Origin of the sequence: Priestia megaterium (assembly GCF_046599315.1) — a bacterium.
Taxonomy (GTDB): domain Bacteria; phylum Bacillota; class Bacilli; order Bacillales; family Bacillaceae_H; genus Priestia; species Priestia megaterium_F.
In genome coordinates, this window is sequence record NZ_JBKIKC010000001.1 from 1,276,748 (window position 1) to 1,302,505 (window position 25,758).

The following is a 25,758-nucleotide window of genomic DNA, read 5'->3' on the forward strand; positions in this document are numbered from 1 at the left end:
CTTTGTTACATAAACATAAATGGGTTTGTGTCTACTTTTGAATCAAATACTTCACACTCAAACTTTTTTGCATCAAAAAGATTTTTTAATACACGCGTTACACCTTGTCTCATGACTTTTTCAACATGATGACCAGGATCCACAACGTTTAACCCCATTGCCATTGCATCATGAGCCACGTGGAAATACAAATCACCTGTTACATAGGCATCTGCTCCGCTAAATTTTGCATTTGTAATATACTTGTTTCCGTCTCCACCAAGAACTGCTACTTTTTTCACTGTGGCATCCATAGACCCTACTACTCTGACACCATCTACATCCAATGCTTGTTTAACGTGATCGGCAAACTGCTTCAGCGTCATCTCTTCTTTTAACTTACCGATTCGTCCAAGTCCAAGAGTCTCTCCAGTTTGTTCAACCGGATAAATGTCGTAGGCTACTTCTTCGTAAGGATGAGCACTAAGCATGGCACGAATAATTTTATTTTGTTGACTCGCTTCGAAAATTGTTTCGACTTTTGTTTCATTCACACGTTCTAACTCTCCTTTTGAGCCAATGTACGGATTGGCTTCTACAGAAGGTTTAAATGTACCTTCTCCTTCAGTTGAAAACGTGCAGTCGCTGTAAAGACCAACATGTCCAGCTCCTGCCTCGCAAACAGCTGTACGTAGTTTTTCAGCGTGATCTGAAGGAACAAATACAGCTAGCTTTTTCAGTTGAATAGACATTGTTGGAATCAGCACTTTTGTCTCTTGTAACTCCAGAGCTTCAGCTAATAAGTCATTTACTCCTCCTTTAGCTATATCTAAGTTTGTGTGAGCAGCATATACAGCAATATCATGTTTGATACATTTCTCTAAAACACGCCCTTCAGGACGATCCGTAACCACTTGTTTTAGAGGTCTAAAAATAGGAGGATGATGAGCAATAATTAAATCCACTTGTTTTTCAATTGCTTCGTCTACGACCGTTTCAAGAACGTCTAACGTTACCATTACTTTTTTTACAGGCTTGTTTAACGTTCCAATCTGCAACCCAATTTTATCTCCTTCAACCGCTAAATGCTTGGGGGAAAATGATTCGAATGCTTCAATTACTTGAAATCCGTTAGGGATTTTACTCATTTTAACGCCTCCTCAATTAATGAGATGTCTTTAGTAAGTTTTTGAAGTTTTACTTTACTTTCCTCTGAATGAGCCTGCTCCATTTGGCTGACAATTTGTTTAAGATGATTCAGTTCATGCGTCCACTTTGTAATAAAGGCAGAAGAGCGTTTTTCTTTTAAAATAGGGCCCATCAATACGCCGGCTTCTACTTCACCTTTATAAGGTACTAGGGCATTTCCTGGTTCAGCCACGATGACTTCATACATACGCCCATCTTCTTCGATGATTTTTTCATCAATAATTTCCCAACTGTATTCAATCAGCCAGCTGCGAATATGATGTGAACCTATGTTCGGCTGAAGCACAAGCCTTTTGACCCCTTCTAACTTTGTTTTTCCTTCTTCTAAGATCATCGTAATAAGCGTTCCGCCCATTCCGCAAATTGTAATACAGTCCACTTCATTCGGCGATATTACTTCTAGGCCGTTTCCTTTTCGAACATCAATAACGTCCGTTAAATTTGTTTTTTTCACCTGCTGAACAGCAGATTGTAGAGGGCCTTCTGTAATTTCTCCTGCTACGGCGCTGCTGATATATCCATTTAAATAAGCAAAACATGGCAAGTACGCATGATCTGAGCCAATGTCTGCTATTTTTGCTCCCAAGGGAATTGACTTTACTACTTCTTCAAGTCTTGTTGATAATTTTAATTCATTCATTTTGTCACCTATTCTCTATGTGATTACTGTTCATTATTTTAACATAGATAGATACATGATTCCTATTTCTCTTCATGTTTTCCTTTTAGCTGAATGTGTTTAAAAACCATAAAAAAAAAGCCTGCTTTATAAATGAGCGGCTTTCCAGAAAATCATGTTTCTGAACTCTATTTAATTTCTGATACCCATTTAGCCATTTCCTTCGCTTTTTCCGGAGGCACCAGCCCTGGCGGCATGTTTCCTTTACCGTTTACAACAACATCTGCAATTTCGTCTTGAGAAACTTTTTTCCCAATTCCTTTTAACGAAGGACCTACTCCACCTTGATATTGATCACCGTGACAACCAATACAAGTTTTTTGATAAATTTCTTCTGGTTTAGCTGAAGCCTGCTGTTCCGCGCCACCGCCTTCTTTTTCAGCCGCAATTTCTTTTGCATTATTCAATCCGTTGAACGAAAGCGTTAACATTAAAGCAATCCCAATTACCGCAATTAATAAAAATGGTATTAGCGGATTTCGCTTCACTCACTATACCCCCTTTATGTATTCCCATCCCTAGAAATAACAAAATAGTATAAGCACTTTTATTTTACTTGAAAATGCTCATAAGTGAAAGGGTTTTATTTACATAATTAACTAATTTCTTATTACTTATCTTAACAACCGATTTGCCTTGCAATAACTGAGCGCTGAATTTCCGAAGTTCCTTCTCCAATTTCTAAAAGCTTGGCATCCCGTAAATATCGCTCCACGTGATACTCTTTCATGTAGCCATATCCTCCATGAATCTGAACAGCTTGACTAGCTACTTCCATACAAATTTCAGAAGCGTACAATTTACACATAGCAGCTTCCTTGGTAAATGGCTTTCCTTGGTCTTTTAACCAAGCTGCTTTGTACACCATATTTCTTGCTAACTCAATTTTCATCGCCATATCAGCTAATTTAAACTGAATCGCTTGAAATGATGAAATAGCCTTCCCAAATTGCTTTCTTTCCTGCGCATAAGACAATGCTTTTTCATAAGCAGCTTGAGCGATTCCAACGGCCATTGCTCCAATCCCAATTCTTCCTCCGTCGAGAGTCATAAGAAATTGTTTGAAGCCTTCTCCTCTTACACCGAGTAAATTCTCTTCAGGCACTTCGACATCCTCTAAAACGAGTTCAGTTGTATTTGAAGCATGTAGACCCATTTTCTCGTAATTGTCTATTACGGTAAAACCTCGAGCTTCTGTAGGCACAATAATAGCTGAGATTTCTTTTTTACCTTCTTTACGATTCGTAACAGCTGTTAAAGCTAAAAACTTTGCATAGCTGGCATTCGTAATATAACATTTACTACCATTGATTTTAAAGGTTCCATCCTTCAACGTTGCTTCCGTCTCAGTACCGCCTGCATCACTTCCTGCGTTCGGTTCGGTTAAACCAAACGCTCCGAAAGACTCCCCGGAGCATAAAGCAGGCAGGTACTGCTCTTTTTGTTCCTTTGTTCCGAATAGATAAATAGGCGCTCCTCCAAGCGAAACATGAGCTGAGTATGTAATTCCTGTAGAGCCACAGGCTTTACTTAATTCCTCTACAACAATAGCAAAACTAACTGTATCTGCTCCTCCCCCTCCATATTCCTCAGGAAAAGGAAGACCCATCACACCAAGCTCACTTAATTTTTTAAACACATCAAGCGGAAACTGTTTATTTCGATCCCGTTCTAATGCATTTGGTGCTACTTCTGCCTCTGAAAACTCTCTGAGCGTACGTTGAATCATCTTTTGTTCATTGGTTAATTCAAAATTCATTCTTATTCCCCCCAAAAAAATGTATGCGCTTACACAGTTTAATTATAATTCATTTTTGTAAATTTTCTCAACTTTTAAAACGTTTTAATTTTTTCATGTTATAATAAAGGAGTACTAGTAAAAGGAAGAATAAAATGACAGCGATTCCATTTTTCAGATGTTTAAATAAAAGTTGAACACCTTACGCTTCTATAACAAAAAGAATATACCGGAGCATTTGCAAAACGAAGGACAATTCAGTAAAATATATGAAAGAAGAAAAGTTGGTAAAAAAATCAATATACTTCTTCAAAATGCGTTTTTATGAAATTTATTCCACAAAAAAATAGATAGCCCCTTTCCGCTGGGAAAGAAGCTATCTCATGAGCAATATTTACGCTTTTATCTATTCTAAGAAATCTTTTAAACGTTTGCTTCGGCTAGGGTGACGAAGCTTACGAAGCGCTTTGGCTTCAATTTGACGAATACGCTCACGCGTTACGCCAAATACTTTTCCTACTTCTTCAAGCGTACGCGTACGTCCATCGTCCAGACCAAAACGGAGTCGAAGAACATTTTCTTCGCGATCTGTTAATGTATCAAGGACGTCTTCTAACTGCTCTTTTAATAATTCATACGCAGCATGTTCAGAAGGTGATGTTGCATCTTGGTCTTCAATGAAGTCACCTAAATGAGAATCATCTTCTTCACCAATTGGTGTTTCAAGAGAAACCGGCTCTTGGGCAATTTTTAAGATTTCACGAACTTTTTCTGGTGTTAAATCCATATCTTCTGCAATTTCTTCAGGAGATGGTTCGCGACCTAAATCTTGAAGAAGCTGACGTTGAACACGAATTAGCTTATTAATCGTTTCGACCATATGAACGGGAATACGGATCGTTCTTGCTTGGTCAGCAATCGCACGAGTAATAGCTTGGCGAATCCACCATGTAGCATACGTACTGAATTTATATCCTTTACGATAATCAAATTTTTCTACCGCTTTAATAAGACCCATGTTTCCTTCTTGAATTAAATCAAGAAACAGCATGCCGCGCCCAACATAGCGTTTGGCAATACTTACAACAAGACGTAAGTTTGCTTCAGCAAGACGACGTTTCGCTTCTTCATCGCCTTCTTCAATACGTTTTGCTAAATTGATTTCTTCCTCTGCTGACAATAAATCAACGCGTCCGATTTCTTTTAAGTACATACGAACTGGATCATTAATTTTCACACCAGGAGGTACACTTAAATCATTTAAATCAAACTCTTCTTCTTTTGACAGTTCTTGAATATCGGGATCGGCATCGTCATCATTTGCTTCAGATTCACTCATTACTTCAACACCTTGTTCTCCAAGGTATTCATAATATTCATCCATTTGATCGGATTCAATTTCAAAGTTCGCCATACGCTCTGCAATTTCTTCGTATGTGAGCACACCACGTTTTTTTCCGATTTCGGTCAATTGATCTTTTACTTGTTCAATTGTTAAATCTGAATCAAGTTGTTTTGATTGAGCTGATTTTTCAGCCATCAGATCCCCTCCTTCCAAAATTTTAAGGAAAACCTTCTAAAAGTGGGACTAATACGCAATATCGTTTATTTTAGCGTTTTTCTCAACTGTAAAATTTCCATTGCTATTGTCGCAGCTTTTAAATAATCTTTTTGACGCTCTGCTTCTTGCTTTTCTGCTTCTTTTTTTTCTATCGCTACCATTTGTGGATAAGCCAATATGGTTTGGATATAATCATTCAAAGCTTGCTCCGACAATTCATCATTGATTGACATCATCGCCAATTCTGAAGCTAGACTAGACAACGAAGACTCGGGCAACCTCTCGATAAATCCGCTCGGATTAGGCTCGTGGCCTTCCTCGTAATAGGCATACAAATATAGAACAAGCGCACGATGTTCTTCGACATTGAACTGACCTTGAAGTCGATCTTGAATTCTAAATGCTACATCCTTATCTTTCAACATATGAGCAATCAAAAAACGTTCTGCATTTTGATAAGCAGGTAATAAGCTTTTCTTTACGACTGGTTGTCTATTTATATTATTTCGATTTGGAGAATCATTATCCTTTTTCTTTTTTTCCGTTCGATACACTTGATACTGCTGTTCTTTAAGCGCATCTAATGAAATGGAAAACTCTTGTGCCAATTGGCGTAAATAATGATCTCGTTCTACAGCTTTCGTAAGGAGGCTTATTTCTTTCAAAACGTCTTCAATGTATTGCATACGTTCAGATTCATTTTGTAGATTTCGCTTTCGTCGGAGATACCTCATTTGAAATGCCATAAAGGTCAAACTGCTATTAATAACATCATTTTGGAACTTCTCTGCCCCGTATTCATTAATATAATCATCCGGGTCATAACCATCCGGCATCACAGCAATCTTAACGGTACAACCCACATTTGTTAAAATAGAAGTTGCTTTGTGCGCTGCTTCAATTCCGGCAGAGTCTGCATCATAGCAAATGATAACGGACTCTACATTTCGGCGAATAATCTTGGCTTGTTCTTCTGTTAAGGCAGTTCCCATTGTTGCAATTGCGTTTGGACACCCTGCTTTAACAGCCGAAATAACATCTGCAAATCCTTCAAATAAAATAACTTGCTGATTTTTGCGTATATGTTTTTTAGCGCGGTGAAAGTTATAGAGTATGCGACTTTTGTTAAAAATAGAAGTTTCGGGACTGTTTAAATATTTAGGCTGCCCTTTTATCTCTTTTAGCAGGCGCCCGGAAAATGCAATTGTTTTGCCTTGCAAGTCAGCAATAGGAAACATAATTCGATCACGAAAACGATCAAAGTACGTTTCATCTTGGTTGCGTTTAATGATTAAACCTGCATGTTCCATCTCTTGCGGATCAAACCCACGTTTTGTTAAGAACTTACTTACAAATTCCCACGAATCTAAAGCAAAACCTATCTCAAATTCATCGATAATTTCTCGTGAAAACCCTCGATTTATTAAATAATCATAAGCATCTTGGCCTTCTTTTGTATTTACCAATAAATGATGGTAAAATTTCTTTAAAAGCTCGTGTGCTTCAATCATTTTATTGCTAGGCTTTTGATTATCTTCTTCATGAGGATGTATCTCATGTTCGAAAGGAATATCTCCTTTTTCAGCAAGCTGCTGAGCTGCTTCTGTGAAGGACAGTCCTTCTAATTCCATTATGAATGAAAATGAATTACCTCCTGCACCGCACCCAAAGCAATGATAAATTTGTTTATCAGGCGATACTGAAAAAGATGGTGTGCTTTCCCCATGAAACGGACAGAGTCCAAAATAATTGCGCCCTTGTTTTTTTAGTTGTACATAATCGCTTATGACGTCGACAATATCTACTGAATGCCGAATACGGTCGATTACTTCATCAGGAATTCGATTTGCCATAGTAACAGCTCCGTATTTCATATAATATTCTTCACTAAGTGCTAAATTCCTGCAAGTTTCGACAACATTTTTTCAAAAGCTTGAACGAAATGCTGGCGATCTTCTTCACTAAATGCCTTTGGGCCTTTAGTATGACGCCCTGACCGTCGCTCTTTTGCAGAAACATAGCGAAAGAAAAGCACCGTATTCATTTCGTCGTCATTATAGTACTTTCCACGAGGAGACAGTGCGTAAACCCCTCGACTTACTAACATGCTTGCTAAGCCAGTATCTTGAGTTACAACAATATCCTGCTTGACTGCGTGATTTAAAATATATAAATCTGCCGCCTCCTTTTCTGCATCCACATAGACCCATTTTCCTGGTGTAGGATTTGTTTGCATGTGAGCATAGGAAGCAACAAACACAAGCTCGATGTCATATGTATGTGTAAGTTCAACGATTTCTGCTTTAACAGGGCATGCATCTGCATCGACAAAAACTTTACTTTTTCTTTTGCTATAACTCTGTATTCTACATCCCTCCAGAGATTCCTTCTAACAATTTGTTATTTCCTGTAGATGGCATTTGTCGAATACTTTTTTCGATTTTGACTTGACTTTTATATAAATAGTTTATTCGTTCTTAACAAAGTCTAAACCTAAAACTATTCTTTTTTATCACAATTTTTTATTATAATATAAACAACCTATATTTTCTATATAAAAGTCACTTGTTTTTAAAAGTTCTGTCTTATTCATCTTCGATACATTTTCTTAGACTTACAGTCTGCAAACATAAGAAAGCAATCTCCTTTATATCCGCACAGAGGAGATCCATCATTTATTTCTTTTTGATGGTATTGAGAATGATACCAGCTGTTTCTTCTACGGCTCTGTTGGATACGTCAACTACTTCACAGCCAATTTTGTCCACAATCCCTTGGAAAAATTCAAGTTCTTCCTTAATACGCCCAATATTAGCATAAATTGCTTTATCGTTTAGACCAAGAGACTTTAAACGCTCTTTACGAATATCATTTAATTTTTCCGGACTAATAGTCAGCCCTATACACTTGTCGGGTGATACGTGAAACAGCTCTTCCGGTGGATCTACTTCAGGTACAATCGGGACATTGGCTACTTTCAAACGCTTGTGTGCTAAAAATTGAGAAAGCGGCGTTTTAGATGTTCTTGATACACCGATTAATACGATATCCGCTCTAAGAATGCCTCTCGGATCACGCCCATCATCATATTTCACTGCAAATTCAATAGCTTCTACTTTTTTAAAATAATCCTCGTCTAATTTTCTGGCCATACCAGGCTCATAGCGAGGAGAAAGTTGATAAGAAGATTGAATTTTATCAATTAAAGGTCCAATAATATCAAATACCTCTACCCCATTCTTAGACGCTTCTTGAATTAAAAATTCTCTCATTTCAGGCTTTACTAGCGTAAACCCAATAATGGCGTTGTTCATCTTCGCTACTGAAACCACTTCTGAAAGTGTTGCGATGTCCTCTACGTAAGGTACTCTTTTGATTACAAAGTCTGTCATATTGAACTGACTTGATGCAGCCTTTACAACTAGTTCAGCTGTCTCACCTACAGAATCCGAAATGACATAAAGACATGGGTTGTTCATATTTTGTGCATCCCCTTTTTAATCCTTTTTCACTTATAATACTTCATCATTCGCTAATGCTACTAGTAATTTTGTAATATTTGTTTTGGTAATGCGTCCCACCACTTCAAAATTGCCGTCTCCCTCTTTAATAACGGGCATAGCATCAATCTGTTTTTCAATTAAGATCTTAGCAATATCAATTAACAAATCTTCGCGATAGCAATATGTAATGTTCGGCATTCTCGTCATGATAATATGAACAGGAATAGATGTTAGCTCTTGCTTTCCGATGCTTGCGCGCAATAAATCTTTACGCGACAGTACTCCCACTAGCTGAGATTTCTCATCCACTACAAAAAGGGTACCCACGTCTTCTAGAAACATTGTACAAATAGCATCATATACCGACACATTTTCGTTCACGACCACCGGGATAGACTGATATTCTTGCACCTGTATTTTTTTTATTTTATCTGTAAGAAGCTGTGCTCCTGTTTTACCTGTATAAAAGTAACCTACACGCGGTCGCGCTTCTAAATAGCCAGCCATTGTTAAAATAGCAAGGTCCGGTCTTAGCGTCGCCCGCGTAAGGCTAAGCTGATCTGCAATATGCTCACCTGTAATAGGGCCTTCATCTTTCACAATTTGTAAAATTTGTTCTTGTCGTTTATTCAGTTCGATTGTACTCACCACCTAATCATCAAATGTGACATACTATTTATAAAACATTATATACTTTTTAACAAAAAGTAAAAGCTATAACTTATTAATTTTAGCATTTTATCTTTTTAGAGTGCCGTTTATTTTACCACGGCTTCTCAAAAAAAGCAGGCATTACGCTTACAACAAAGAAAACTACCCCTTTGCTCCATAGTAAAAAGGGTGTCCCCTACATACTACGGGGCACCCTAGCGACAGCAATCCCTTGCATATCACTGATTATCTTTTTTATTTCTGATCAGAGAGTGATTGTTTTAAAGACTCCATTTGATTCAAAAACCGCTTTGTTTTTAAAAACAATCCTGAATATTCTTCGTAATATTGGTCAATTACAAACTTTAATTGTTTTTTTGTTTCGGGCTTAACAGAAATTGAGCCTAACCGCTTCAAATCAATGTAATAAAATAACCTTAATAGTTTAACCGTCATCGGACTAATTTTCAAATGATAAGGATCTTTTTCTAAGCATCGATGACAAATAAACCCACCTTCTCGAATGGAAAAATGAAATGTTCCTTCACTTTGATGACAGACTGCACATTCATTTAACGTAGGGTGAAGACCTAGGACGTTTAACATTTTCATTTCATAGATAAATGTTAAGATTTCTGTATCGTACTCTTCGTTCATATAATGAATGGTTTGGTGCAGCAGTTCAAATAGAAATGGATTTGGTTTATTGTTCTCAGTAGCTTTATCCGTTAATTCAAGAATATAAGAAGCATACGCTGTTGTGAAGATATCTTCGCGTATGCTTCTCATAGATGCGATAACTTCTCCTTGATGGAGAGTACCCATTCCTGAACCTGCTTGTATAAAAAAGTATCCATACGTAAATAATTGTGTGACGGAAGCTAAGCGACTACTGGGCTTTTTTGCCCCTCTTGCCATAAGACCTACTTTTCCGAGTTCACGTGAATAAATGGTGACAATTTTATTGGATTCACCATAATCATTCGTTCGAATGACAATTCCTTCACACTTTTTAAACAATCATCATCACCGCCATCTTACAGAAGGCTAAGACAAGGGAGAATTGAGACTTTCGCTATTGTCCTCATATGTTTCGGGTCTTTCTTTCACTTCATTTTCAAGTTCCTTAAAAATGAGATAAGTATCAATGCTACCTGTTTGTGAAAAAATGTTCCAAGTAAAATTCAACATAGAACTCCCACCTTTCTAACCATAAAGATCAGATACATATTTCAATTCCTTATGTTTAGAATAGCCTTCCGACGTAAAATCATGTAACACAATTTTTTACAAATTACCTTCTTTTATGAAAAAGTATAAATTGACGCAAACGAGAACTCCAATAATTAATATTCGTCTTCTCTAAATCCAAAATCGCGGAGATGCGTCGCTCGGTTTCGCCAATCTTTCTGCACTTTCACCCATAGTTCTAAAAACACTTTTGAACCTAAAAGGGCTTCAATGTCTGCTCTTGCTTTTCTTCCTACCTCTTTTAACATCTTTCCTTGCTTTCCAATTACGATGCCCTTTTGTGAATCTCTTTCGACGATAATTGTAGCACCAACGTAAACAGCGCCATTATCTCGTCTTTGCATAGAATCCATCACAACTGCAATAGAGTGAGGTATTTCTTCCCTCGTTGCATGCAGTACTTTTTCACGAATTAATTCCGTAATAATAAAACGTTCTGGATGATCCGTTACTTGATCTGCCGGGTAATATTGTGGCCCTTCTGGCAATCGCTGCTTGATTTGGTCAAGCAAACGCTCGACGTTATTTCCTTGCAAAGCTGAAATTGGCACAATTTCAGCAAAAGGATATAAGTCTTTATACGTCGTGATAATTGAAAACAATTCATCTGGATGAATTTCATCAATTTTATTAATTACAAGGAAAACAGGCGTCTTTGTATCTTTTAAACGCTCGATGATAAATTCATCGCCTCGACCTAATCCTTCTGTTGCGTTAATCATAAATAAAATTAAATCTACTTCTTTAAGCGTATTTTGCGCTACCTTCATCATAAAGTCGCCTAATTTATGCTTTGGTTTATGAATTCCAGGCGTATCAATAAACACAATTTGTGCATGATCTTCCGTGTACACACCCTGAATTTTATTTCTAGTTGTTTGCGGTTTGTCGCTCATAATTGCAATCTTTTGACCAATTACTCGGTTCAAAAAAGTTGATTTTCCTACATTTGGTCTTCCAATGATTGAAACAAAACCTGACTTAAATTCATTATTACTCATGTAAATCCTCCGATGAAAATGCTCCTGGAAGTAATTCTTCCACAGTTAATTCGTGTATGTCATTTTTTAAATTGGTTAATATAACTTTCATCTCTTTTGGACAAAGCTCAGAGATTACTTGTCTGCATGCTCCGCACGGAGAAACAGGACGATCAGTATCGGCTACTACCGCAAGTGCTGCATACTCTTTATCTCCTTCTGAATATGCTTTAAATAAAGCTGTACGCTCAGCACAATTGCACATGCTATAAGCCGCATTTTCAATATTGCAGCCGTGATAAACCTTTCCATCTTTCGTCAATAAAGCTGCACCAACTTTAAATTTTGAATACGGTACATAAGCCATTTCACGAGCTTTTTTCGCCTCATCAATTAGTCTGGTCTTATCCATTTATCCGCTCTCCTTTTGCGCTTCTACATGTCTTTTAACTTGTCCTTCTTTATTATACCACGGGGGTGTAAAGAACCAAAAAAAATCCTTTTTAAAACAAATACTTTAAGAAAATAATTCCCCCTATAAGGACAGCAAAACACGCATAAACCAACACCGCGGCTGCGGCTGCATCTTTTGCGTGTTTTGCTAGTATGTGATATTCAGGAGAAACTAAATCGACCACTTTTTCAACCGCTGTATTCATTAACTCCAAGCTGAACATACCTGCAATCAGAAGCAGCACAACCGTCCATTCACCAGCTGTAATTGACAGCACGGTAGCTAAAAGAAGGACGATGAGAGAAGCTGCTACGTGAATTTGCATATTTCTCTGTGTTTTACAAACATATATAAACCCTTCTATCGCATAACTAAAGCTACTGACAACTTTAGCTATCCCTTTTTTATCGCGAGAGTCCATATTGTTCTAAAATATCTTTTTGACGTGTAAACATCTCTTTTTCATCTTCTGATGTTTCATGGTCATATCCAAGCAAGTGCAAGAAACCGTGAACCGTTAAGAATCCTAGTTCCCTCATAAACGAGTGATTGTATTCTTCTGCTTGCTCGTGAGCTTTCGGAATTGAAATGACAATATCCCCCAGAACTCTTGGCATCTCGTCTCCGATAATTTGCATTTCATCTTCGCCCATTTCTTCTAGTGCAAACGAAATTACATCCGTTGGCTGATTTTTATCGCGATATTGATGATTGATTTCTTGAATTCGATCATTATCCACAAATGTAACAGATACTTCTGCATCCTCTTGCAGATTTTCATATATAGCAGCGGCCTCAAGCAGTTTTTTAAGCTCTTTTTGCTGTTCTTCATTCACTTCGTTTGTTTCATCAATAAAATCAATAACTAAACTCATACCTTCACCTTCTCTTTTTTTATCTCTGGATATTCGATTCGGGAATGAAAAATCCCATTTAAAGTTTCACATAGTGCTTGGCGAATTAACTCTAGCTCTTTGAGCGTTACGTTACACTCGCTGAGCTGCTCATCCTGCAAGCGATCTTTAATAATATTTCGCACCAAGTTCTCAATCTTTTCCGGAGTTGGATTGGACATTGACCTTACCGCTGCTTCTACACTATCAGCTATACAAATAACCGCCGCTTCTTTCGACTGAGGCTTTGGTCCAGGATAACGATATTCTTTTTCATCAATTTTTTCTTCTGTTTGTTCAAGTGCCTTATGATAGAAAAACTTAAGCAGGGTCGTTCCATGATGCTGCTCTGCAATATCCACAATCTCTTTTGGAAAATTATGGTTTCTCAAAATGGTAGCTCCATCTGTAGCATGTGCGATTATAATATTTTTACTAGTCTTCGGACTTAGTTTATCATGCGGATTGGTAATATTCATTTGATTTTCAATAAAATACTGCGGTCGCTTCGTTTTACCAATATCGTGATAATAAGCTCCCACTCTCGCTAATAAACCATTAGCTCCTATCGTTTCACACGCCGCTTCAGATAAATTTGCCACCATTACACTGTGATGATACGTTCCCGGTGTTTCTGTTAAAATTTTACGTAATAGCGGATGATTAGGACTCGATAATTCAATCAGCTTCATCGTAGATAAAATGCCAAATCCACTTTCAAAAAACGGAAGCAATCCTATAGTTAAAACAGCAGCAATAACACCAGAAGCAATTGACATCATACTGTAATAGCCCAGCTCTACAGTACCAATTTGACCGTTTTTGATAAAGATAATAGCAAAGCTGACAATGACGTTCACCATAGCCACAAATAGACCTGCCTGCAAAATCCGCGAACGCCTATGCTGCCTGCTTAAAAATAAAATAGCAGCAATATTGCTAATTAAAAAGTAGATGCCAATGTTCATATTAAACGAGGTTGTCAATTCACCATTAAAAATAATGCTTCCACAAATAGCAAATACAATGCTTGATAAAATAGCTATACGTTCGTCCATTAAAATTCGAATCAGCAAACCTCCCACCGCAATAGGAGCTAAGAAACCAATTTCTGATAAATCAATTTGCTGAAACAAACTTAGAATTTTCATGAGACCAATCGTAATGGTTGCTACCAACACATATAACAGCAAGGGCTGATATGTCTTTGTATGAAATTCACGCAAATAGTAAATGATGCCCGCTATCATCATCACAATCAGCAACGCTAATCCCGCAAACGGCTGAATAGATCCTTTATTATTCAACAATCCCGCAAGCTGCAGCTGACGATATATATCAGGGTTAATAAGCTGATTTTCTTCCACAATAATCTGACCTTGTTTAATTCGGACGGGCTCCACTTTTTCAACAGCTGCTTGACGGTTTTCAGCTGTTTTTTGCGGATCATAAATCACATTTGGAATGATGGCGAATTTAGCAATTGCATTCATTGAATCCTTTAGAGAGTTGCTGACATTAGTGTAAACGAGCTGACTTTCTACCTGGTCTTTTTTCTCTTCTACATCGCTAATCTTCACCTGATCTTTCATTACATGATGAACGGCTGTGACCACAGCGTCTTTTGCAATCGATAAGTCACTATTAGAAGACTGAAGCAGCTGCTTGATGGTATCCTTTGGCAAATTTTTTTGAATGTCTTCAGGAAGCTTGTCCTCTAGCATTTTTTGTTTGGTTTTTAACACGGCATCAATACTGTCATCTTCATGATCTTCTTTTTCGTATTCCGTATTCACTTCCATCATCGCATCGAAAATAGATGCAACAAGATCGACTTGGTTCTGTGCGTATTCTGTTTTTTGTGTATACACATCTTCAACGGCCTGTTCTGCCTCTGCCCGTTTTTTCTCCGTGCTCTCTTTATCTTCAATGGTAACGGGTGAGTAAATGGTTTGCGGCGAAATAGACAGTAGCCTGAGGTCTAATTCCTGCGGCTTTACATTGCTGTACATAGACGCAAACATCATTATACCTAACAAGGCATATAGCCCAATTTGAATTAACCGTAATCGTTCGATCTGTGCCATTGTTTGCTTGATTATCCGAAACGTTGACACAAACGTATCCCCCTTTTACAAAAAATAGACCCTAATTAAGAAAGGGTCTTTTGGTCAGCTTGTTCGTACGCTTGAATGATGCGTCCCACAAGTGGATGGCGCACGACATCTGACTGTTCTAGATGAACAAATGAAATACCTTTAACATTGGTCAGGATTTTCGAGACAGCCGCCAAACCAGACTGAGCTCCTTTTGGTAAATCAATTTGTGAAATATCTCCTGTGATCACCATTTTAGACCCAAATCCTAGTCGTGTTAAAAACATCTTCATTTGCGCCATCGTGGTGTTTTGTGCTTCATCTAAGATCACAAACGCATCATCTAATGTACGACCTCGCATATAAGCAAGGGGTGCTATTTCAATAACTCCGCGTTCTATTAGGCGTTGCGTATGTTCTGTTCCTAATACATCATGTAATGCATCGTACAGAGGACGCAAGTACGGGTCCACTTTTTCTTTTAAATCCCCTGGCAAGAAGCCAAGACTTTCACCCGCTTCAACAGCAGGACGTGTTAAAATAATACGTTGTACGTGACCATTTTTAAGGGCATTAACGGCCATGACAACAGCTAGGTACGTTTTACCTGTACCAGCGGGGCCAATTCCAAATACTAAATCATTTTTCTTAATAGCTGAAATGTATTGACTTTGTCCTAATGTCTTAACGCGAATGGTCTTACCTTTTACATTTTTACCAATTTCCTCTTCGTATACATCTTCAAAAAACTCGAGAGAACTTTTCTTGGCTAATTGAATCGCATACACAACGTCTCGTTCAGATATGGAAATATTTTTTCGGATAATGTTCAGTAACTTTTTAAGCATTTCTTCTACTAGCTGAACATTTTCTGTACTTCCAGAGACTACAACGGTCTCACCTCTTGAAATGATAGACACCTGCATTTCTTCTTCAATTCGCTTTAAATTCGCATCTTGTACGCCAAATAATGAAATGGCTTCGTTTGAATCATCAAGTTGTACGTTAATTGTTACTAGCTGTTCTGACATTCATCAATCTCCTTGAATAATTGGTTGAGTGTTCGCAATATTTTCTATAACTTGGTAATGTATTGATAATCTAACTTTACCATTGTCCTGTTCTTGGTGCAAAACTTTTTCACCTTTTATTTTAGCATCCTCGCCTAAAGTTGATAGCAATTTTTTCCGACCGATTTCCAAAGCTTTCTCTACCGCCTCTTGTTTAGAATAGACGCGCTGCGAGCTCTGTTCTTCTCGCACAGCAACTTTCTCATACGAAAGAGGTAATTTCCATTTAAAAAAATAGAGTGGATGCTCAACTTTTTCTGTCACCTTTGAGCCGTATTTCTCTTTGTTAAAAGCCCAAAGAGGCATTTTAAAAGCTTGAAAATCTAAATAGTGCTTCGTATATCCATTACCTGTTAAGACCTGAAAATCAGTTTTTAAAGGCACTTCCACCTCAGACCTGTACCATGTTTCGCCGTAGACTTTCCCTTTAGCAGCTACTACTTTTTTATTTTTTTCATTTCCAATAATACCGGAAACTAAGACTTCGCCTTCATTGACAAAATCGTTAACCTTTACTAAAGGTTGTCCTTTTTCGACAAACAAATTCGTAATAATGGCTTTCTTTTTAGCAATTAAATGTTGGTAAGGCGTTTTTTGCTGAGGCTTCGGCTCATTTTTTTCAACCACTTGGAAGTGATAAGAAGTGCCGCGCACTTCTACTCCCACCCAGGTAATATTGTTCATATTATCCGTTAAATAGCGCTGAATTTTTTCAGGACTCTCTAACAGAAATTGAAACTCACCTCTTTTTACACCTATTTTGGCAAGCTGCTTAGTCATTTGATGTTCTGTTTGTGGTTCTGCACCGCTAATTTCCACTTTCCACACCATGTTGGAAAGCAAACCAAGAATAATAAAAAAAGAAAGAAATCCTAAAGCAAAACCACTGTTTTTGATCACTCGTTTTGTTAAAAAAGGAAAACCTCTGCCTCTTATAAAATAAATTTTACAATCTGCATTGCGAACTAGTATACGAATTTTCTTTACATCTCTCAACAATATTGTTGCTGTCGCTAGCTGACCGTCAATTTTATGGACATTCGAAATCATAATCTGTTGTCTTACACAATTATTTAAGAAACGTTCAATTCCTTTGCCAACAATTCGAATACGTACTGTACCAATAACAAAGTTTGTCCATCCATTCTTCATTTTTTTCCTCCTTGTGTTATTGTTCTAAATAAAGAACTTGATTGATCTTACCTTCTAAAACCAGTTCTTCTGGCAGTATTACTTTAATGACCAGCCCTTCACCTCGAACTAACATTTGTCCCTGTTTTAGTAACACGCGTATTTCAGTATCAGAAAAGGCTAATAAACCTTTATGATTTTCAATATAGATGTGTATTTGTCCAACTAACGTAATACGGGGAAGATCCATTAATACATCAGCGGGTAGTTCCATTGTTTTTGTCATCCATCTTTTCATTTGATGTCTCCACTTTTTGCTCATAAAAAGAACCCCCTTTCATCTCATGTTTATGAGAAAGGGGGTTAATGTATCACATCTATTTATCGTTTATATCTACGTTGTTTCGATTTTGGCGATCCTAAAATTTCAGACCAAATCACTCCTTGAACAGCTTCTTTACGAGAAATGGGTTTAAAAACGTTTTTTTCACCCGTCATTTTTTGTTTTTCAACTGTGATTTTCTTTTGGCTAGACGGTTCATGATACGAACGTTTTTTTAATTCTTCTAGTTTTTCTTGCAAGGGATTTATTTCTGCTGAAGGAACAGCTTCCGGCTCCATACGAGCTGTTTTCGGCTCTTCTTTGGCAGGTCGATATCTAGGTCTCTCTCGCCTTGAAGGATCGTTTACAGGAGGCATAGGAGCTCTTTTAGAACGTTGCTGTTCTTCTTTTTTTGACTGAGCCATAAAACGCTGTACAACATTAAAAATAATCCCTCCAATGATGACAAAAATGAAAGCATTATTAATAATTAGTTTAATAAGCGTTTCAACAATATCCATTAGGAGAAAACCTCCTTATTAAGCTGATTCATTATTTCTCATCGTCTTCTTTAGACATTTTCCCAATTGAATCGCGCATATCCGTATCAGCAGTCAAGTTTTGAATGTTCATATAATCCATGACCCCAATATTTCCCGAGCGCAGTGCCTCTGCCATCGCTAACGGTACCTCCGCCTCTGCTTCGACTACTTTTGCACGCATTTCTTCTACTTTTGCACGCATTTCTTGTTCTTGAGCAACGGCCATTGCACGACGTTCTTCAGCTTTTGCTTGGGCAATATTTTTATCTGCTTCCGCTTGGTCTGTTTGAAGAACTGCCCCAATATTTTTACCAATATCGATGTCAGCAATATCAATAGATAAGATTTCAAACGCTGTTCCTGAATCCAACCCTTTTCCTAAAACCGTTTGAGAAATCATGTCGGGATTTTCCAATACTTTTTTATGATCAGTTTGTGAACCGATTGTGGAAACAATCCCCTCGCCAACACGGGCAATAATCGTTTCTTCCCCAGCTCCCCCTACTAATCGATCAATGTTTGCACGAACGGTAATTCGAGCTTTTGCTTTGACTTCGATTCCATCCATAGCAACCCCTGCAATAAAAGGTGTTTCAATAACTTTTGGATTAACGCTCATTTGTACAGCTTCTAGCACATCACGGCCCGCTAAGTCGATAGCTGCTCCGCGTTCAAATGTTAACTCAATATTTGCTCGGTGCGCTGCAATCAACGCATTTACCACACGGTCAACGTTACCGCCTGCTAAATAGTGACTTTCTAATTGGTTAATGGTAATACCTAAACCTGCTTTACTCGCTTTAATTAACGGGTTTACAACGCGAGACGGTATCACTCGACGAAGTCTCATTCCAACTAATGTGAAAATACTAATACGAACGCCTGCTGCTAATGCTGAGATCCATAGCATAATCGGTACAAACGTGAAAAATACAGCCAAAGCAATAATTGCTAGACCAATAACTACAAAAAACAATACGCTACCTACTTCCATTAATTAAGGTCCTCCTTTTTCAAAGGTTCCGTGAGCTTACGCACTACAACCCTTGATCCTTCTACTTTTATAATACTTACTAACACATCTTTGTCTAAATACCCGCCTTCGGTAACTACATCCACATACTCTTCATCGATGAGCACTGTGCCTGAAGGACGCAGCGGTGTTGTCGTTTTACCTTGTTTTCCTATTAATTCATAACGGTTTTGATTCGACACATAACCAGACTCAGTATTAAGTGAATCATTGAGCACCATTTTTTTGAAAGATGTAAGCCTTCTTTTAAAAAATTTCATCATCACAAACGCACCTCCCAGTGCCACTACTATTGCAATTACAAGAGAAATTCCCATTTCGACGTTGTTATCTGTTGACATAAAAAAACTTAAAATAATAGCTCCAAGCCCTAGTAGCCCTAAAACACCGCCTGGTACTACAATCTCTAACAGAAGCAGTATAATTCCTGCTATAAATAAAACAACTGCTTCCATTCCTGCTAACCCGGCCACCATATGACCATAGAAAAATAAAAGAAGCGAAGCTATTCCAATAAAGCCTGCAATACCGAATGAAGGCGTAAACAATTCTATGACAATTCCTAAAGCACCAATGGATAATAAAATAGGAACAACAAGCGGATGAGTAAGAAGACGAGCAATTTGTTCACTTACACTCATTTTTGCATACGTCCGTTTCGCATCTTCATAGCCAAGTACGCTTAGAAGAGCGTCTAAGTTTTTTACAGTACCTTCTGAATAACCAACCTGCTCGGCTTGCTTCGGAGTGAGTGTTAACAATTCGTTTCCTTTTAAATTAAGTTCAGGTATGACCATCTTTGTATTTGCCATCGCTTCTGCATATTTAGGGTTTCGGTTATTTTGTTCTGCTGCGCTCTTCATGGCAGATAACCAGTAAGACTGAGCTTTTTTGCCTGCTGCATTTCCCTTTTGGTCAATAACAGCCGCTGATCCCATTGTAGAACCTGGTGTCATATAAATTTGATCGGCGTTAAGTGCAATATACGCTCCGGCTGATAATGCTTTTTTATCGACAAAAGCAGCAGTAGGAATAGGTGTTGAGGTTAAGCTTTTAGCTATTTCAGAGGCTGCATCTACAGCTCCTCCAGGAGTATCTATATCCAATATAATCAAATCTGCACCGTCATTTTCCGCATCTTCAATGGATCTGTTTAGAAAAGAAAGCAGCCCATTTTCTACCGTTTTATTTACAGGAATAACGTGTACGCGCTGCGTGTCAGCGGTGCTAATAGTGGGGAATAACCCAGTGGCTAAGATAAGAAAGCACACAAAAGAAAATAAGGTTTTCACCGAATACACTACCCTCCTTCCATAGATAGTATGAGTATGTACCTGTATATACGCATAACTTTAACAATAGTTTCAAGTTTTTTGAAATTTATCTATTTTATTCTTTATAACAAAAACCAAACATACGTTCTGTCTTTACCTATATAAAAAACACCTTACACAAGGTAAGGTGCTTTTTATGATAAGTGTTGAAGGACAAGCTTATTAACAAGAGAGCCATCCGCTTTGCCTTTTACTTTCGGCATAAGCGCTCCCATAACTTTCCCCATATCAGCTTTAGAGGAAGACTGCGTTTCTTCAATCGTCGTTTTAATAATTTCAGATAACTCTTCTTCAGTTAGCTGTTTAGGAGCGTAAGCTTCTAAAACTGCTAATTCAGAATGAATTTTATCAACAAGATCTTGACGACCTGCTTTCTCAAATTCATGGAGGGAGTCTTTACGTTGTTTGAATTCGCGAGAAATAACCGTCAACTCGTCTGCTTCAGTTAGGTCAGTTCCTAACTTAATGGCTTCGTTTTGAAGAGATGCTTTGACCATACGAATGACCCCAAGCTTCTCTTTCTCTTTGTTTTTCATCGCTTGTTTCATATCACTATTTAAACGCTCGAGAAGACTCATAAATCCACCCTCTTATTAGAACTTGCGTTTTCTAGCAGCTTCAGATTTCTTCTTACGCTTTACGCTAGGCTTTTCATAGAATTCGCGCTTTCTTGCTTCTTGTAACGTACCAGTTTTTGAAACTGAACGTTTGAAGCGACGAAGAGCATCTTCAAGCGATTCGTTTTTACGAACAACTGTTCTTGACATTCTAATTCCCTCCCTCCGAACAAAACCACTAACATCATAATGAAATGACATGTTAGACATGTCTTTTGCAATTATAATATAATGATTCCTTAAGGTCAACCGCTTTACATAAAGTAATGCAGTTATTCCCTGTTTATTTTATGAACTTTCTTGATAAAACATTACTTGTTCAGCTTTTTTTCTATGTATGAAAAAAGCTGCGTAAACACACAGCTTTTAAATAATTGTTATGAGCTCATTTTCACCTGATCTTGAAGATGAATGTCATCTAACACACGGACAAACTCACCTTCATTGTAAGGGTATCCAGCTTTTGTAATTTTAACTTTTACAAGCTTTCCAACCATTTCTTCAGACGCTTTAAACACTACCTTTAAGTAGTTATCGGTATACCCTACATATAAACCACTTTCGGGATCTTCTTTATATTTTTCCTCCGGAATCACTTCTAGTACTTCTCCTTCAAACGTCGAAGCATATTCTTTTGCTAATTGATTTGAAAGTTCGATTAAACGATGCACACGCTCATTTTTTACTTCTTCATCAATTTGGTCAGTCATACGAGCTGCTGGCGTACCTGTACGTTTAGAATATGGAAATACGTGAAGCTCCGAAAAACCGTGCTCTTTAATAAAGTTATACGTTTCCATAAACTCTTCTTCTGTCTCTCCTGGAAAGCCAACAATAACATCTGATGTAATTGCTAACCCGGGAAGAGCTTCTTTCAGACGGTTTAATCGCTCACCAAAGAACTCCATTGTGTACTTACGACGCATACGTTTCAATACCGTATTTGAACCTGATTGAAGAGGAATATGCAAATGGCGGACAACCATTTCTGATTGATCTAATACCTCAATAACTTCGTCCGTAATTTGGCTTGCTTCAATTGATGAAATACGAATGCGTTTTAATCCTTTTACTTGAGATTCTAAATCACGAAGCAGCTGTGCAAGATTGTAATCTTTCATGTCTTCTCCGTATCCACCAGTGTGAATACCTGTTAACACGATTTCTTTATACCCTGCATCCACTAGCTGCTGTGCTTGTGCTACTACTTCTTTAGGATCACGAGATCGCATTAAACCGCGCGCCCATGGAATAATACAGAATGTACAGAAGTTGTTACAGCCTTCTTGAATTTTTAACGAAGCACGCGTACGGTCTGTAAATGCCGGTACATCTAGCTCTTCATATACGCGTGTTTTCATAATGTTTCCTACACCGTTAATCGGTTGACGCTCTTTTTTAAATTGTTCAATATAATCAAGCATCTTGACACGATCTTGTGTACCTACTACGATATCAACACCAGGAATTGCCATAATTTCAGCAGGGGAAGTTTGAGCATAACATCCAGTAACGCAAATAACCGCATCTGGATTTTTACGCACAGCTCTGCGAATAACTTGACGGCTTTTTTTATCTCCTGTATTTGTTACCGTACATGTATTAATTACATATACATCGGCAGTTTGTTCATATTCAACACGCTCATAGCCTTGGCCTTTGAACAATTGCCAGATTGCTTCTGTTTCATAGTGATTTACTTTACACCCTAGCGTGTGAAAAGCAACTGTTGACATAATCGTCACCTCATTAACTCAGTTTGATAAGATATAGCAGACAGCGCATATAAAGGGGCTGTTTCTGCTCGTAAAATCCGCGGACCAAATCCGCTTATTGTAAATTCATTTTCTTCTAATACTTCTACTTCCTGCTCAGTTAAACCACCTTCAGGCCCTACAACAACAAGCAAGGAATTCTCGGGCTTCAAAGATGAAAGAACAGCGTGTAGTTGAGATGTTTCTCCTTGCTTTGCTCTTTCTTCATAGGCTACAACTTTATGAGTATAATCACCGCTAATTTCTATTAGTTTTTTAAAAGAAATTGGGGCTTCTACTTCTGGTATAATCGTACGATGAGATTGTTCTGCAGCCTCTTTAGCAATCTTATTCCATCGATCTAATTTTTTTTGACTCTTTTTATCATCCCATTTAACAACTGAACGAGCCGCAATAAAAGGGATAAACTTATACGCCCCAAGTTCTGTCCCTTTTTGGATAATAAGCTCAAGCTTATCCCCTTTAGGCAGACCGTTCACGATTGTAACATGGACTGGAAGCTCTTTTTCTTCACTTATCCATTCTATAATAGATGCTTTCACTTCGTTAGCGGAAATATTTTCAATTTCACACAAAGCAGCTTGCCCCTGTTCATTACAGGCAATAAAATGTGATCCTTCATTCATCCTCATAACGCGTGAGATATGATGAGCATCATCATGTGTCACTATGACACTTTGCTCTTGAAACTGATCATTTGGCAGAAAATAACGTTGCATCTTGACACCTTCTCACTTGTTAAGCTTGTTTTTGCGCAATAATTGCTACCCAGTCTTCCATAAGCGTTACTTCTTGAATAACAAAGCCCGCTCCCATTAACGCTTTTTTGACATCCTCTTTTTTTGCACTAATAATACCTGACGTAATGAACATGCCTCCTGGCTTTAATACCTTTGCAGCATCGTCTACAAAACGAACAATTACCTCAGCAAGAATATTGGCCACAACAATATCAACCGGTCCTTCTATACCTTGCAATAAGTTGTTTTGACCTACTGTTACGACGTTCCCAACTTGATTCAGTTCAATGTTTTCGCGGGCAGAACGTACGGCTACTTCATCAAGGTCTAGAGCTTGTACAGCACTTGCTCCTAATAGAGCTGCGCCAATACTTAATACTCCTGAACCTGTACCCACGTCGATAACAGTATCTCCTTCCTTCACTGTTCTTTCCAATGCTTGAAGAGACATAACTGTCGTTGGATGTGTACCTGTACCGAAAGCCATTCCGGGGTCAAGCTCGATAATTAACTCATCTGTGCTTACTTTTTCATAGTTTTCCCAAGTTGGTACAATCGTAAAACGCTCTGAAATTTTCACGGGATGATAGTATTTTTTCCAAGCAGTGGCCCACTCTTCCTCGTTCACTTCACTGATTGTAACTTTGTTAGCTCCTAAATCAAAATCGTAAACAAGCAGTCCATTAATTTCTTTTTTGATACCATCCACAGTTTCTGCTAAAAAACTGTTAACTGGAAGATATGCTTTAATCACGACACCTTCTTCTGGGTAGTCTTCTACGTTTAAATCGTAGATTTCACCAAAAGTTGTATCTCTGTCCTTCACTAAATCAGCAGGATCTTCAATGACTACCCCGCTAGCTCCTGATTCATGTAAAATATGAGAGATGGGTTCAATTGCTTCTTGCGCTGTATGAATACAAATTTCAGACCACTTCATTGCTACCAACTTCATCCTTTCCGCCTTCAGTAATATAGGATTTTAAATATGAACATGACAGATGACAGGTTGGCAAAGTACCTTTACCAACCTGTCTCTGTTTATTATGAAAGACAACTATTCTCCTTTAATTGCTCGTTTTACTTTTGCAAAAAAGGAATCATGCTGTTCATCAACGGCTTCTTGACCGCTCAGTTCAGCAAACTCACGCAATAATTGTTTTTGTTTTTCTGATAGTTTTGTTGGAGTTACAACTCGAACGTGGATATGCTGATCTCCTTGACCATATCCTCGTACGTTTGCCACACCTTTTCCTTTTAAACGGAATTTCGTTCCCGTTTGTGTACCAGCAGGAATCTTCAGCTTCACCTTGCCGTGTAGAGTTGGTACTTCTACTTCATCACCTAGCGCTGCCTGAGCAAACGTTAAAGGCATTTCGCAGTAGATATCGTCTCCATCACGTTCAAAGAATTCATGAGTGCGCACGTGGAACACTACGTATAAATCTCCCGGAGGACCACCATTTACCCCTGGTTCTCCTTGAGCACTTACGCGCAGCTGTTGACCATCATCTACACCAGCCGGAATTTTAACATTAATTTTACGTCGTTTTGTTACTTTACCGTCACCGTGGCACGTTGTACATTTTTCTTTAATGATTTTTCCCGTACCACTACAATGATGACACGCACGTCGATTTACCACACGACCAAACGGCGTGTTTTGTTCAACGTTTAACTGACCTGAACCATTACAGTGTGAACATGTATCGACCTTTGTGCCAGGTTTTGCACCTGAACCGTGACATGTTTCACACGTTTCTTCACGTGGAATTTCAATTGTTGTTTCTTTTCCGAAAACAGCTTCTTCAAAAGAAAGTGTCATCGTATATTGTAAATCGGCACCTTGTCTCGGAGCATTAGGGTCACGTCTGCGACCACCACCACCAAAGATTGAGCTGAAAATATCTTCAAAGCCGAAGCCGCCAAAGTCTGAGCCGCCTCCACCAAAGCCACCAAAGCCTTGATTTGGATCAGTATGGCCAAATTGATCGTAATGTGCTTTTTTTTGGTCATCACTCAATACTTCATATGCTTCTTTTACTTCTTTAAATTTGTCAGCAGCATCTTCTGCTTTGTTAATATCTGGATGATATTGTTTAGAAAGCTTTCGGTATGCTTTTTTTATTTCATCTTTTGTAGCGCTCTTACTGATACCGAGTACTTCATAGTAATCTCGCTTACTCATCAATACTCACTC

At 38.1% G+C, this 25,758-nt stretch carries 28 protein-coding genes; all 28 read right to left on the minus strand.

Annotated features, from left to right (window positions below):
- Positions 1–5: 5 nt before the first annotated feature.
- The gene (locus tag ACLHDF_RS06985) at positions 6–1,127 is read right to left on the minus strand and encodes a Nif3-like dinuclear metal center hexameric protein (protein ID WP_413918173.1); all 1,122 of its coding nucleotides are present in this window, start codon (positions 1,125–1,127) and stop codon (positions 6–8) included.
- A complete protein-coding gene (locus ACLHDF_RS06990) occupies positions 1,124–1,828 on the minus strand; it encodes a tRNA (adenine(22)-N(1))-methyltransferase (protein WP_413918174.1) in 705 nt (234 codons plus the stop codon). The genes ACLHDF_RS06985 and ACLHDF_RS06990 overlap by 4 nt, the downstream gene beginning before the upstream one ends.
- A gap of 167 nt (positions 1,829–1,995) precedes the next feature.
- On the minus strand, positions 1,996–2,355 hold the full coding sequence (cccA, locus tag ACLHDF_RS06995) for a cytochrome c550 (protein ID WP_413918175.1): 360 nt from the start codon (positions 2,353–2,355) through the stop codon (positions 1,996–1,998).
- 131 nt (positions 2,356–2,486) lie between these two features.
- Positions 2,487–3,626, minus strand: a complete 1,140-nt coding sequence (locus tag ACLHDF_RS07000; protein WP_413918176.1) for an acyl-CoA dehydrogenase family protein — start codon at positions 3,624–3,626, stop codon at positions 2,487–2,489.
- A gap of 385 nt (positions 3,627–4,011) precedes the next feature.
- Positions 4,012–5,145 (minus strand): RNA polymerase sigma factor RpoD, encoded by a 1,134-nt coding sequence (gene rpoD, locus ACLHDF_RS07005; protein ID WP_013059219.1) that lies wholly within the window; start codon positions 5,143–5,145, stop codon positions 4,012–4,014.
- A gap of 65 nt (positions 5,146–5,210) precedes the next feature.
- Complete coding sequence (dnaG, locus tag ACLHDF_RS07010) at positions 5,211–7,019, minus strand: DNA primase (RefSeq protein ID WP_413918177.1); 1,809 nt, start codon at positions 7,017–7,019, stop codon at positions 5,211–5,213.
- A gap of 41 nt (positions 7,020–7,060) precedes the next feature.
- On the minus strand, positions 7,061–7,531 hold the full coding sequence (locus tag ACLHDF_RS07015; RefSeq protein ID WP_413918279.1) for a YaiI/YqxD family protein: 471 nt from the start codon (positions 7,529–7,531) through the stop codon (positions 7,061–7,063).
- Positions 7,532–7,841: 310 nt separating this feature from the next.
- Positions 7,842–8,645: a pyruvate, water dikinase regulatory protein gene (locus tag ACLHDF_RS07020; RefSeq protein ID WP_413918178.1), complete on the minus strand. Its 804-nt coding sequence runs from the start codon at positions 8,643–8,645 to the stop codon at positions 7,842–7,844.
- Positions 8,646–8,678: 33 nt separating this feature from the next.
- A complete protein-coding gene (locus ACLHDF_RS07025) occupies positions 8,679–9,317 on the minus strand; it encodes a helix-turn-helix transcriptional regulator (RefSeq protein WP_025750542.1) in 639 nt (212 codons plus the stop codon).
- Between the two features lie 258 nt (positions 9,318–9,575).
- Positions 9,576–10,340, minus strand: coding sequence for a DNA repair protein RecO (recO, locus tag ACLHDF_RS07030; protein WP_413918179.1), 765 nt, complete (start codon positions 10,338–10,340; stop codon positions 9,576–9,578).
- A gap of 27 nt (positions 10,341–10,367) precedes the next feature.
- On the minus strand, positions 10,368–10,511 hold the full coding sequence (locus tag ACLHDF_RS07035) for a YqzL family protein (RefSeq protein WP_014458193.1): 144 nt from the start codon (positions 10,509–10,511) through the stop codon (positions 10,368–10,370).
- 155 nt (positions 10,512–10,666) lie between these two features.
- Positions 10,667–11,572: a GTPase Era gene (gene era, locus ACLHDF_RS07040; RefSeq protein WP_251391430.1), complete on the minus strand. Its 906-nt coding sequence runs from the start codon at positions 11,570–11,572 to the stop codon at positions 10,667–10,669.
- On the minus strand, positions 11,565–11,963 hold the full coding sequence (locus tag ACLHDF_RS07045; RefSeq protein WP_413918180.1) for a cytidine deaminase: 399 nt from the start codon (positions 11,961–11,963) through the stop codon (positions 11,565–11,567). Before ACLHDF_RS07045 ends, era begins: the two co-directional genes overlap by 8 nt.
- 91 nt (positions 11,964–12,054) lie before the next feature.
- On the minus strand, positions 12,055–12,426 hold the full coding sequence (locus ACLHDF_RS07050) for a diacylglycerol kinase family protein (RefSeq protein ID WP_413918181.1): 372 nt from the start codon (positions 12,424–12,426) through the stop codon (positions 12,055–12,057).
- The gene (gene ybeY / locus ACLHDF_RS07055; protein ID WP_413918182.1) at positions 12,410–12,880 is read right to left on the minus strand and encodes an rRNA maturation RNase YbeY; all 471 of its coding nucleotides are present in this window, start codon (positions 12,878–12,880) and stop codon (positions 12,410–12,412) included. The genes ACLHDF_RS07050 and ybeY overlap by 17 nt, the downstream gene beginning before the upstream one ends.
- Entirely contained in the window at positions 12,877–14,985 is a 2,109-nt protein-coding gene (locus ACLHDF_RS07060; protein WP_413918280.1) for an HD family phosphohydrolase, read from the minus strand. The genes ybeY and ACLHDF_RS07060 overlap by 4 nt, the downstream gene beginning before the upstream one ends.
- Positions 14,986–15,050: 65 nt before the next feature.
- Positions 15,051–16,025 carry a PhoH family protein gene (locus tag ACLHDF_RS07065; protein WP_413918183.1) on the minus strand — a complete coding sequence of 325 codons (975 nt, stop codon included), beginning with the start codon at positions 16,023–16,025 and terminating at the stop codon, positions 15,051–15,053.
- A gap of 3 nt (positions 16,026–16,028) precedes the next feature.
- Positions 16,029–17,216, minus strand: coding sequence for a sporulation protein YqfD (yqfD, locus tag ACLHDF_RS07070; protein ID WP_413918184.1), 1,188 nt, complete (start codon positions 17,214–17,216; stop codon positions 16,029–16,031).
- A 16-nt stretch (positions 17,217–17,232) separates the two neighbouring features.
- Positions 17,233–17,517, minus strand: a complete 285-nt coding sequence (gene yqfC / locus ACLHDF_RS07075) for a sporulation protein YqfC (RefSeq protein WP_413918185.1) — start codon at positions 17,515–17,517, stop codon at positions 17,233–17,235.
- Positions 17,518–17,576: 59 nt separating this feature from the next.
- On the minus strand, positions 17,577–18,038 hold the full coding sequence (locus ACLHDF_RS07080; RefSeq protein ID WP_413918186.1) for a hypothetical protein: 462 nt from the start codon (positions 18,036–18,038) through the stop codon (positions 17,577–17,579).
- A 31-nt stretch (positions 18,039–18,069) separates the two neighbouring features.
- Positions 18,070–19,053 carry a flotillin-like protein FloA gene (gene floA, locus ACLHDF_RS07085; RefSeq protein WP_013085055.1) on the minus strand — a complete coding sequence of 328 codons (984 nt, stop codon included), beginning with the start codon at positions 19,051–19,053 and terminating at the stop codon, positions 18,070–18,072.
- On the minus strand, positions 19,053–20,384 hold the full coding sequence (locus tag ACLHDF_RS07090) for an NfeD family protein (RefSeq protein ID WP_413918187.1): 1,332 nt from the start codon (positions 20,382–20,384) through the stop codon (positions 19,053–19,055). The genes floA and ACLHDF_RS07090 overlap by 1 nt, the downstream gene beginning before the upstream one ends.
- A 176-nt stretch (positions 20,385–20,560) precedes the next feature.
- Positions 20,561–21,004 carry a GatB/YqeY domain-containing protein gene (locus ACLHDF_RS07095; RefSeq protein ID WP_413918188.1) on the minus strand — a complete coding sequence of 148 codons (444 nt, stop codon included), beginning with the start codon at positions 21,002–21,004 and terminating at the stop codon, positions 20,561–20,563.
- Between the two features lie 15 nt (positions 21,005–21,019).
- Complete coding sequence (gene rpsU / locus ACLHDF_RS07100; protein ID WP_013059237.1) at positions 21,020–21,193, minus strand: 30S ribosomal protein S21; 174 nt, start codon at positions 21,191–21,193, stop codon at positions 21,020–21,022.
- A 227-nt stretch (positions 21,194–21,420) separates the two neighbouring features.
- A complete protein-coding gene (gene mtaB, locus ACLHDF_RS07105; protein WP_413918189.1) occupies positions 21,421–22,779 on the minus strand; it encodes a tRNA (N(6)-L-threonylcarbamoyladenosine(37)-C(2))-methylthiotransferase MtaB in 1,359 nt (452 codons plus the stop codon).
- A gap of 5 nt (positions 22,780–22,784) precedes the next feature.
- The gene (locus ACLHDF_RS07110; protein WP_413918190.1) at positions 22,785–23,537 is read right to left on the minus strand and encodes a 16S rRNA (uracil(1498)-N(3))-methyltransferase; all 753 of its coding nucleotides are present in this window, start codon (positions 23,535–23,537) and stop codon (positions 22,785–22,787) included.
- A 19-nt stretch (positions 23,538–23,556) separates the two neighbouring features.
- Entirely contained in the window at positions 23,557–24,498 is a 942-nt protein-coding gene (gene prmA / locus ACLHDF_RS07115) for a 50S ribosomal protein L11 methyltransferase (protein WP_413918281.1), read from the minus strand.
- Between the two features lie 117 nt (positions 24,499–24,615).
- Complete coding sequence (dnaJ, locus tag ACLHDF_RS07120) at positions 24,616–25,746, minus strand: molecular chaperone DnaJ (RefSeq protein ID WP_413918191.1); 1,131 nt, start codon at positions 25,744–25,746, stop codon at positions 24,616–24,618.
- Positions 25,747–25,758 lie beyond the last annotated feature (12 nt).

Bases quoted from the DNA above. Each gene is read 5' to 3' on its own strand.
- ACLHDF_RS06985 (WP_413918173.1), bottom strand. From the start codon at position 1,127: ATGAGTAAAATCCCTAACGGATTTCAAGTAATTGAAGCATTCGAATCA.
- ACLHDF_RS06990 (WP_413918174.1), bottom strand. From the start codon at position 1,828: ATGAATGAATTAAAATTATCAACAAGACTTGAAGAAGTAGTAAAGTCA.
- ACLHDF_RS07000 (WP_413918176.1), bottom strand. From the start codon at position 3,626: ATGAATTTTGAATTAACCAATGAACAAAAGATGATTCAACGTACGCTC.
- rpoD (WP_013059219.1), bottom strand. From the start codon at position 5,145: ATGGCTGAAAAATCAGCTCAATCAAAACAACTTGATTCAGATTTAACA.
- dnaG (WP_413918177.1), bottom strand. From the start codon at position 7,019: ATGGCAAATCGAATTCCTGATGAAGTAATCGACCGTATTCGGCATTCA.
- ACLHDF_RS07020 (WP_413918178.1), bottom strand. From the start codon at position 8,645: ATGAACAACCCATGTCTTTATGTCATTTCGGATTCTGTAGGTGAGACA.
- ACLHDF_RS07035 (WP_014458193.1), bottom strand. From the start codon at position 10,511: ATGTTGAATTTTACTTGGAACATTTTTTCACAAACAGGTAGCATTGAT.
- era (WP_251391430.1), bottom strand. From the start codon at position 11,572: ATGAGTAATAATGAATTTAAGTCAGGTTTTGTTTCAATCATTGGAAGA.
- ACLHDF_RS07045 (WP_413918180.1), bottom strand. From the start codon at position 11,963: ATGGATAAGACCAGACTAATTGATGAGGCGAAAAAAGCTCGTGAAATG.
- ACLHDF_RS07050 (WP_413918181.1), bottom strand. From the start codon at position 12,426: ATGGACTCTCGCGATAAAAAAGGGATAGCTAAAGTTGTCAGTAGCTTT.
- ybeY (WP_413918182.1), bottom strand. From the start codon at position 12,880: ATGAGTTTAGTTATTGATTTTATTGATGAAACAAACGAAGTGAATGAA.
- ACLHDF_RS07060 (WP_413918280.1), bottom strand. From the start codon at position 14,985: ATGGCACAGATCGAACGATTACGGTTAATTCAAATTGGGCTATATGCC.
- ACLHDF_RS07065 (WP_413918183.1), bottom strand. From the start codon at position 16,025: ATGTCAGAACAGCTAGTAACAATTAACGTACAACTTGATGATTCAAAC.
- yqfD (WP_413918184.1), bottom strand. From the start codon at position 17,216: ATGAAGAATGGATGGACAAACTTTGTTATTGGTACAGTACGTATTCGA.
- yqfC (WP_413918185.1), bottom strand. From the start codon at position 17,517: ATGAGCAAAAAGTGGAGACATCAAATGAAAAGATGGATGACAAAAACA.
- ACLHDF_RS07080 (WP_413918186.1), bottom strand. From the start codon at position 18,038: ATGGATATTGTTGAAACGCTTATTAAACTAATTATTAATAATGCTTTC.
- floA (WP_013085055.1), bottom strand. From the start codon at position 19,053: ATGGAAGTAGGTAGCGTATTGTTTTTTGTAGTTATTGGTCTAGCAATT.
- ACLHDF_RS07095 (WP_413918188.1), bottom strand. From the start codon at position 21,004: ATGAGTCTTCTCGAGCGTTTAAATAGTGATATGAAACAAGCGATGAAA.
- rpsU (WP_013059237.1), bottom strand. From the start codon at position 21,193: ATGTCAAGAACAGTTGTTCGTAAAAACGAATCGCTTGAAGATGCTCTT.
- mtaB (WP_413918189.1), bottom strand. From the start codon at position 22,779: ATGTCAACAGTTGCTTTTCACACGCTAGGGTGTAAAGTAAATCACTAT.
- ACLHDF_RS07110 (WP_413918190.1), bottom strand. From the start codon at position 23,537: ATGCAACGTTATTTTCTGCCAAATGATCAGTTTCAAGAGCAAAGTGTC.
- prmA (WP_413918281.1), bottom strand. From the start codon at position 24,498: ATGAAGTGGTCTGAAATTTGTATTCATACAGCGCAAGAAGCAATTGAA.
- dnaJ (WP_413918191.1), bottom strand. From the start codon at position 25,746: ATGAGTAAGCGAGATTACTATGAAGTACTCGGTATCAGTAAGAGCGCT.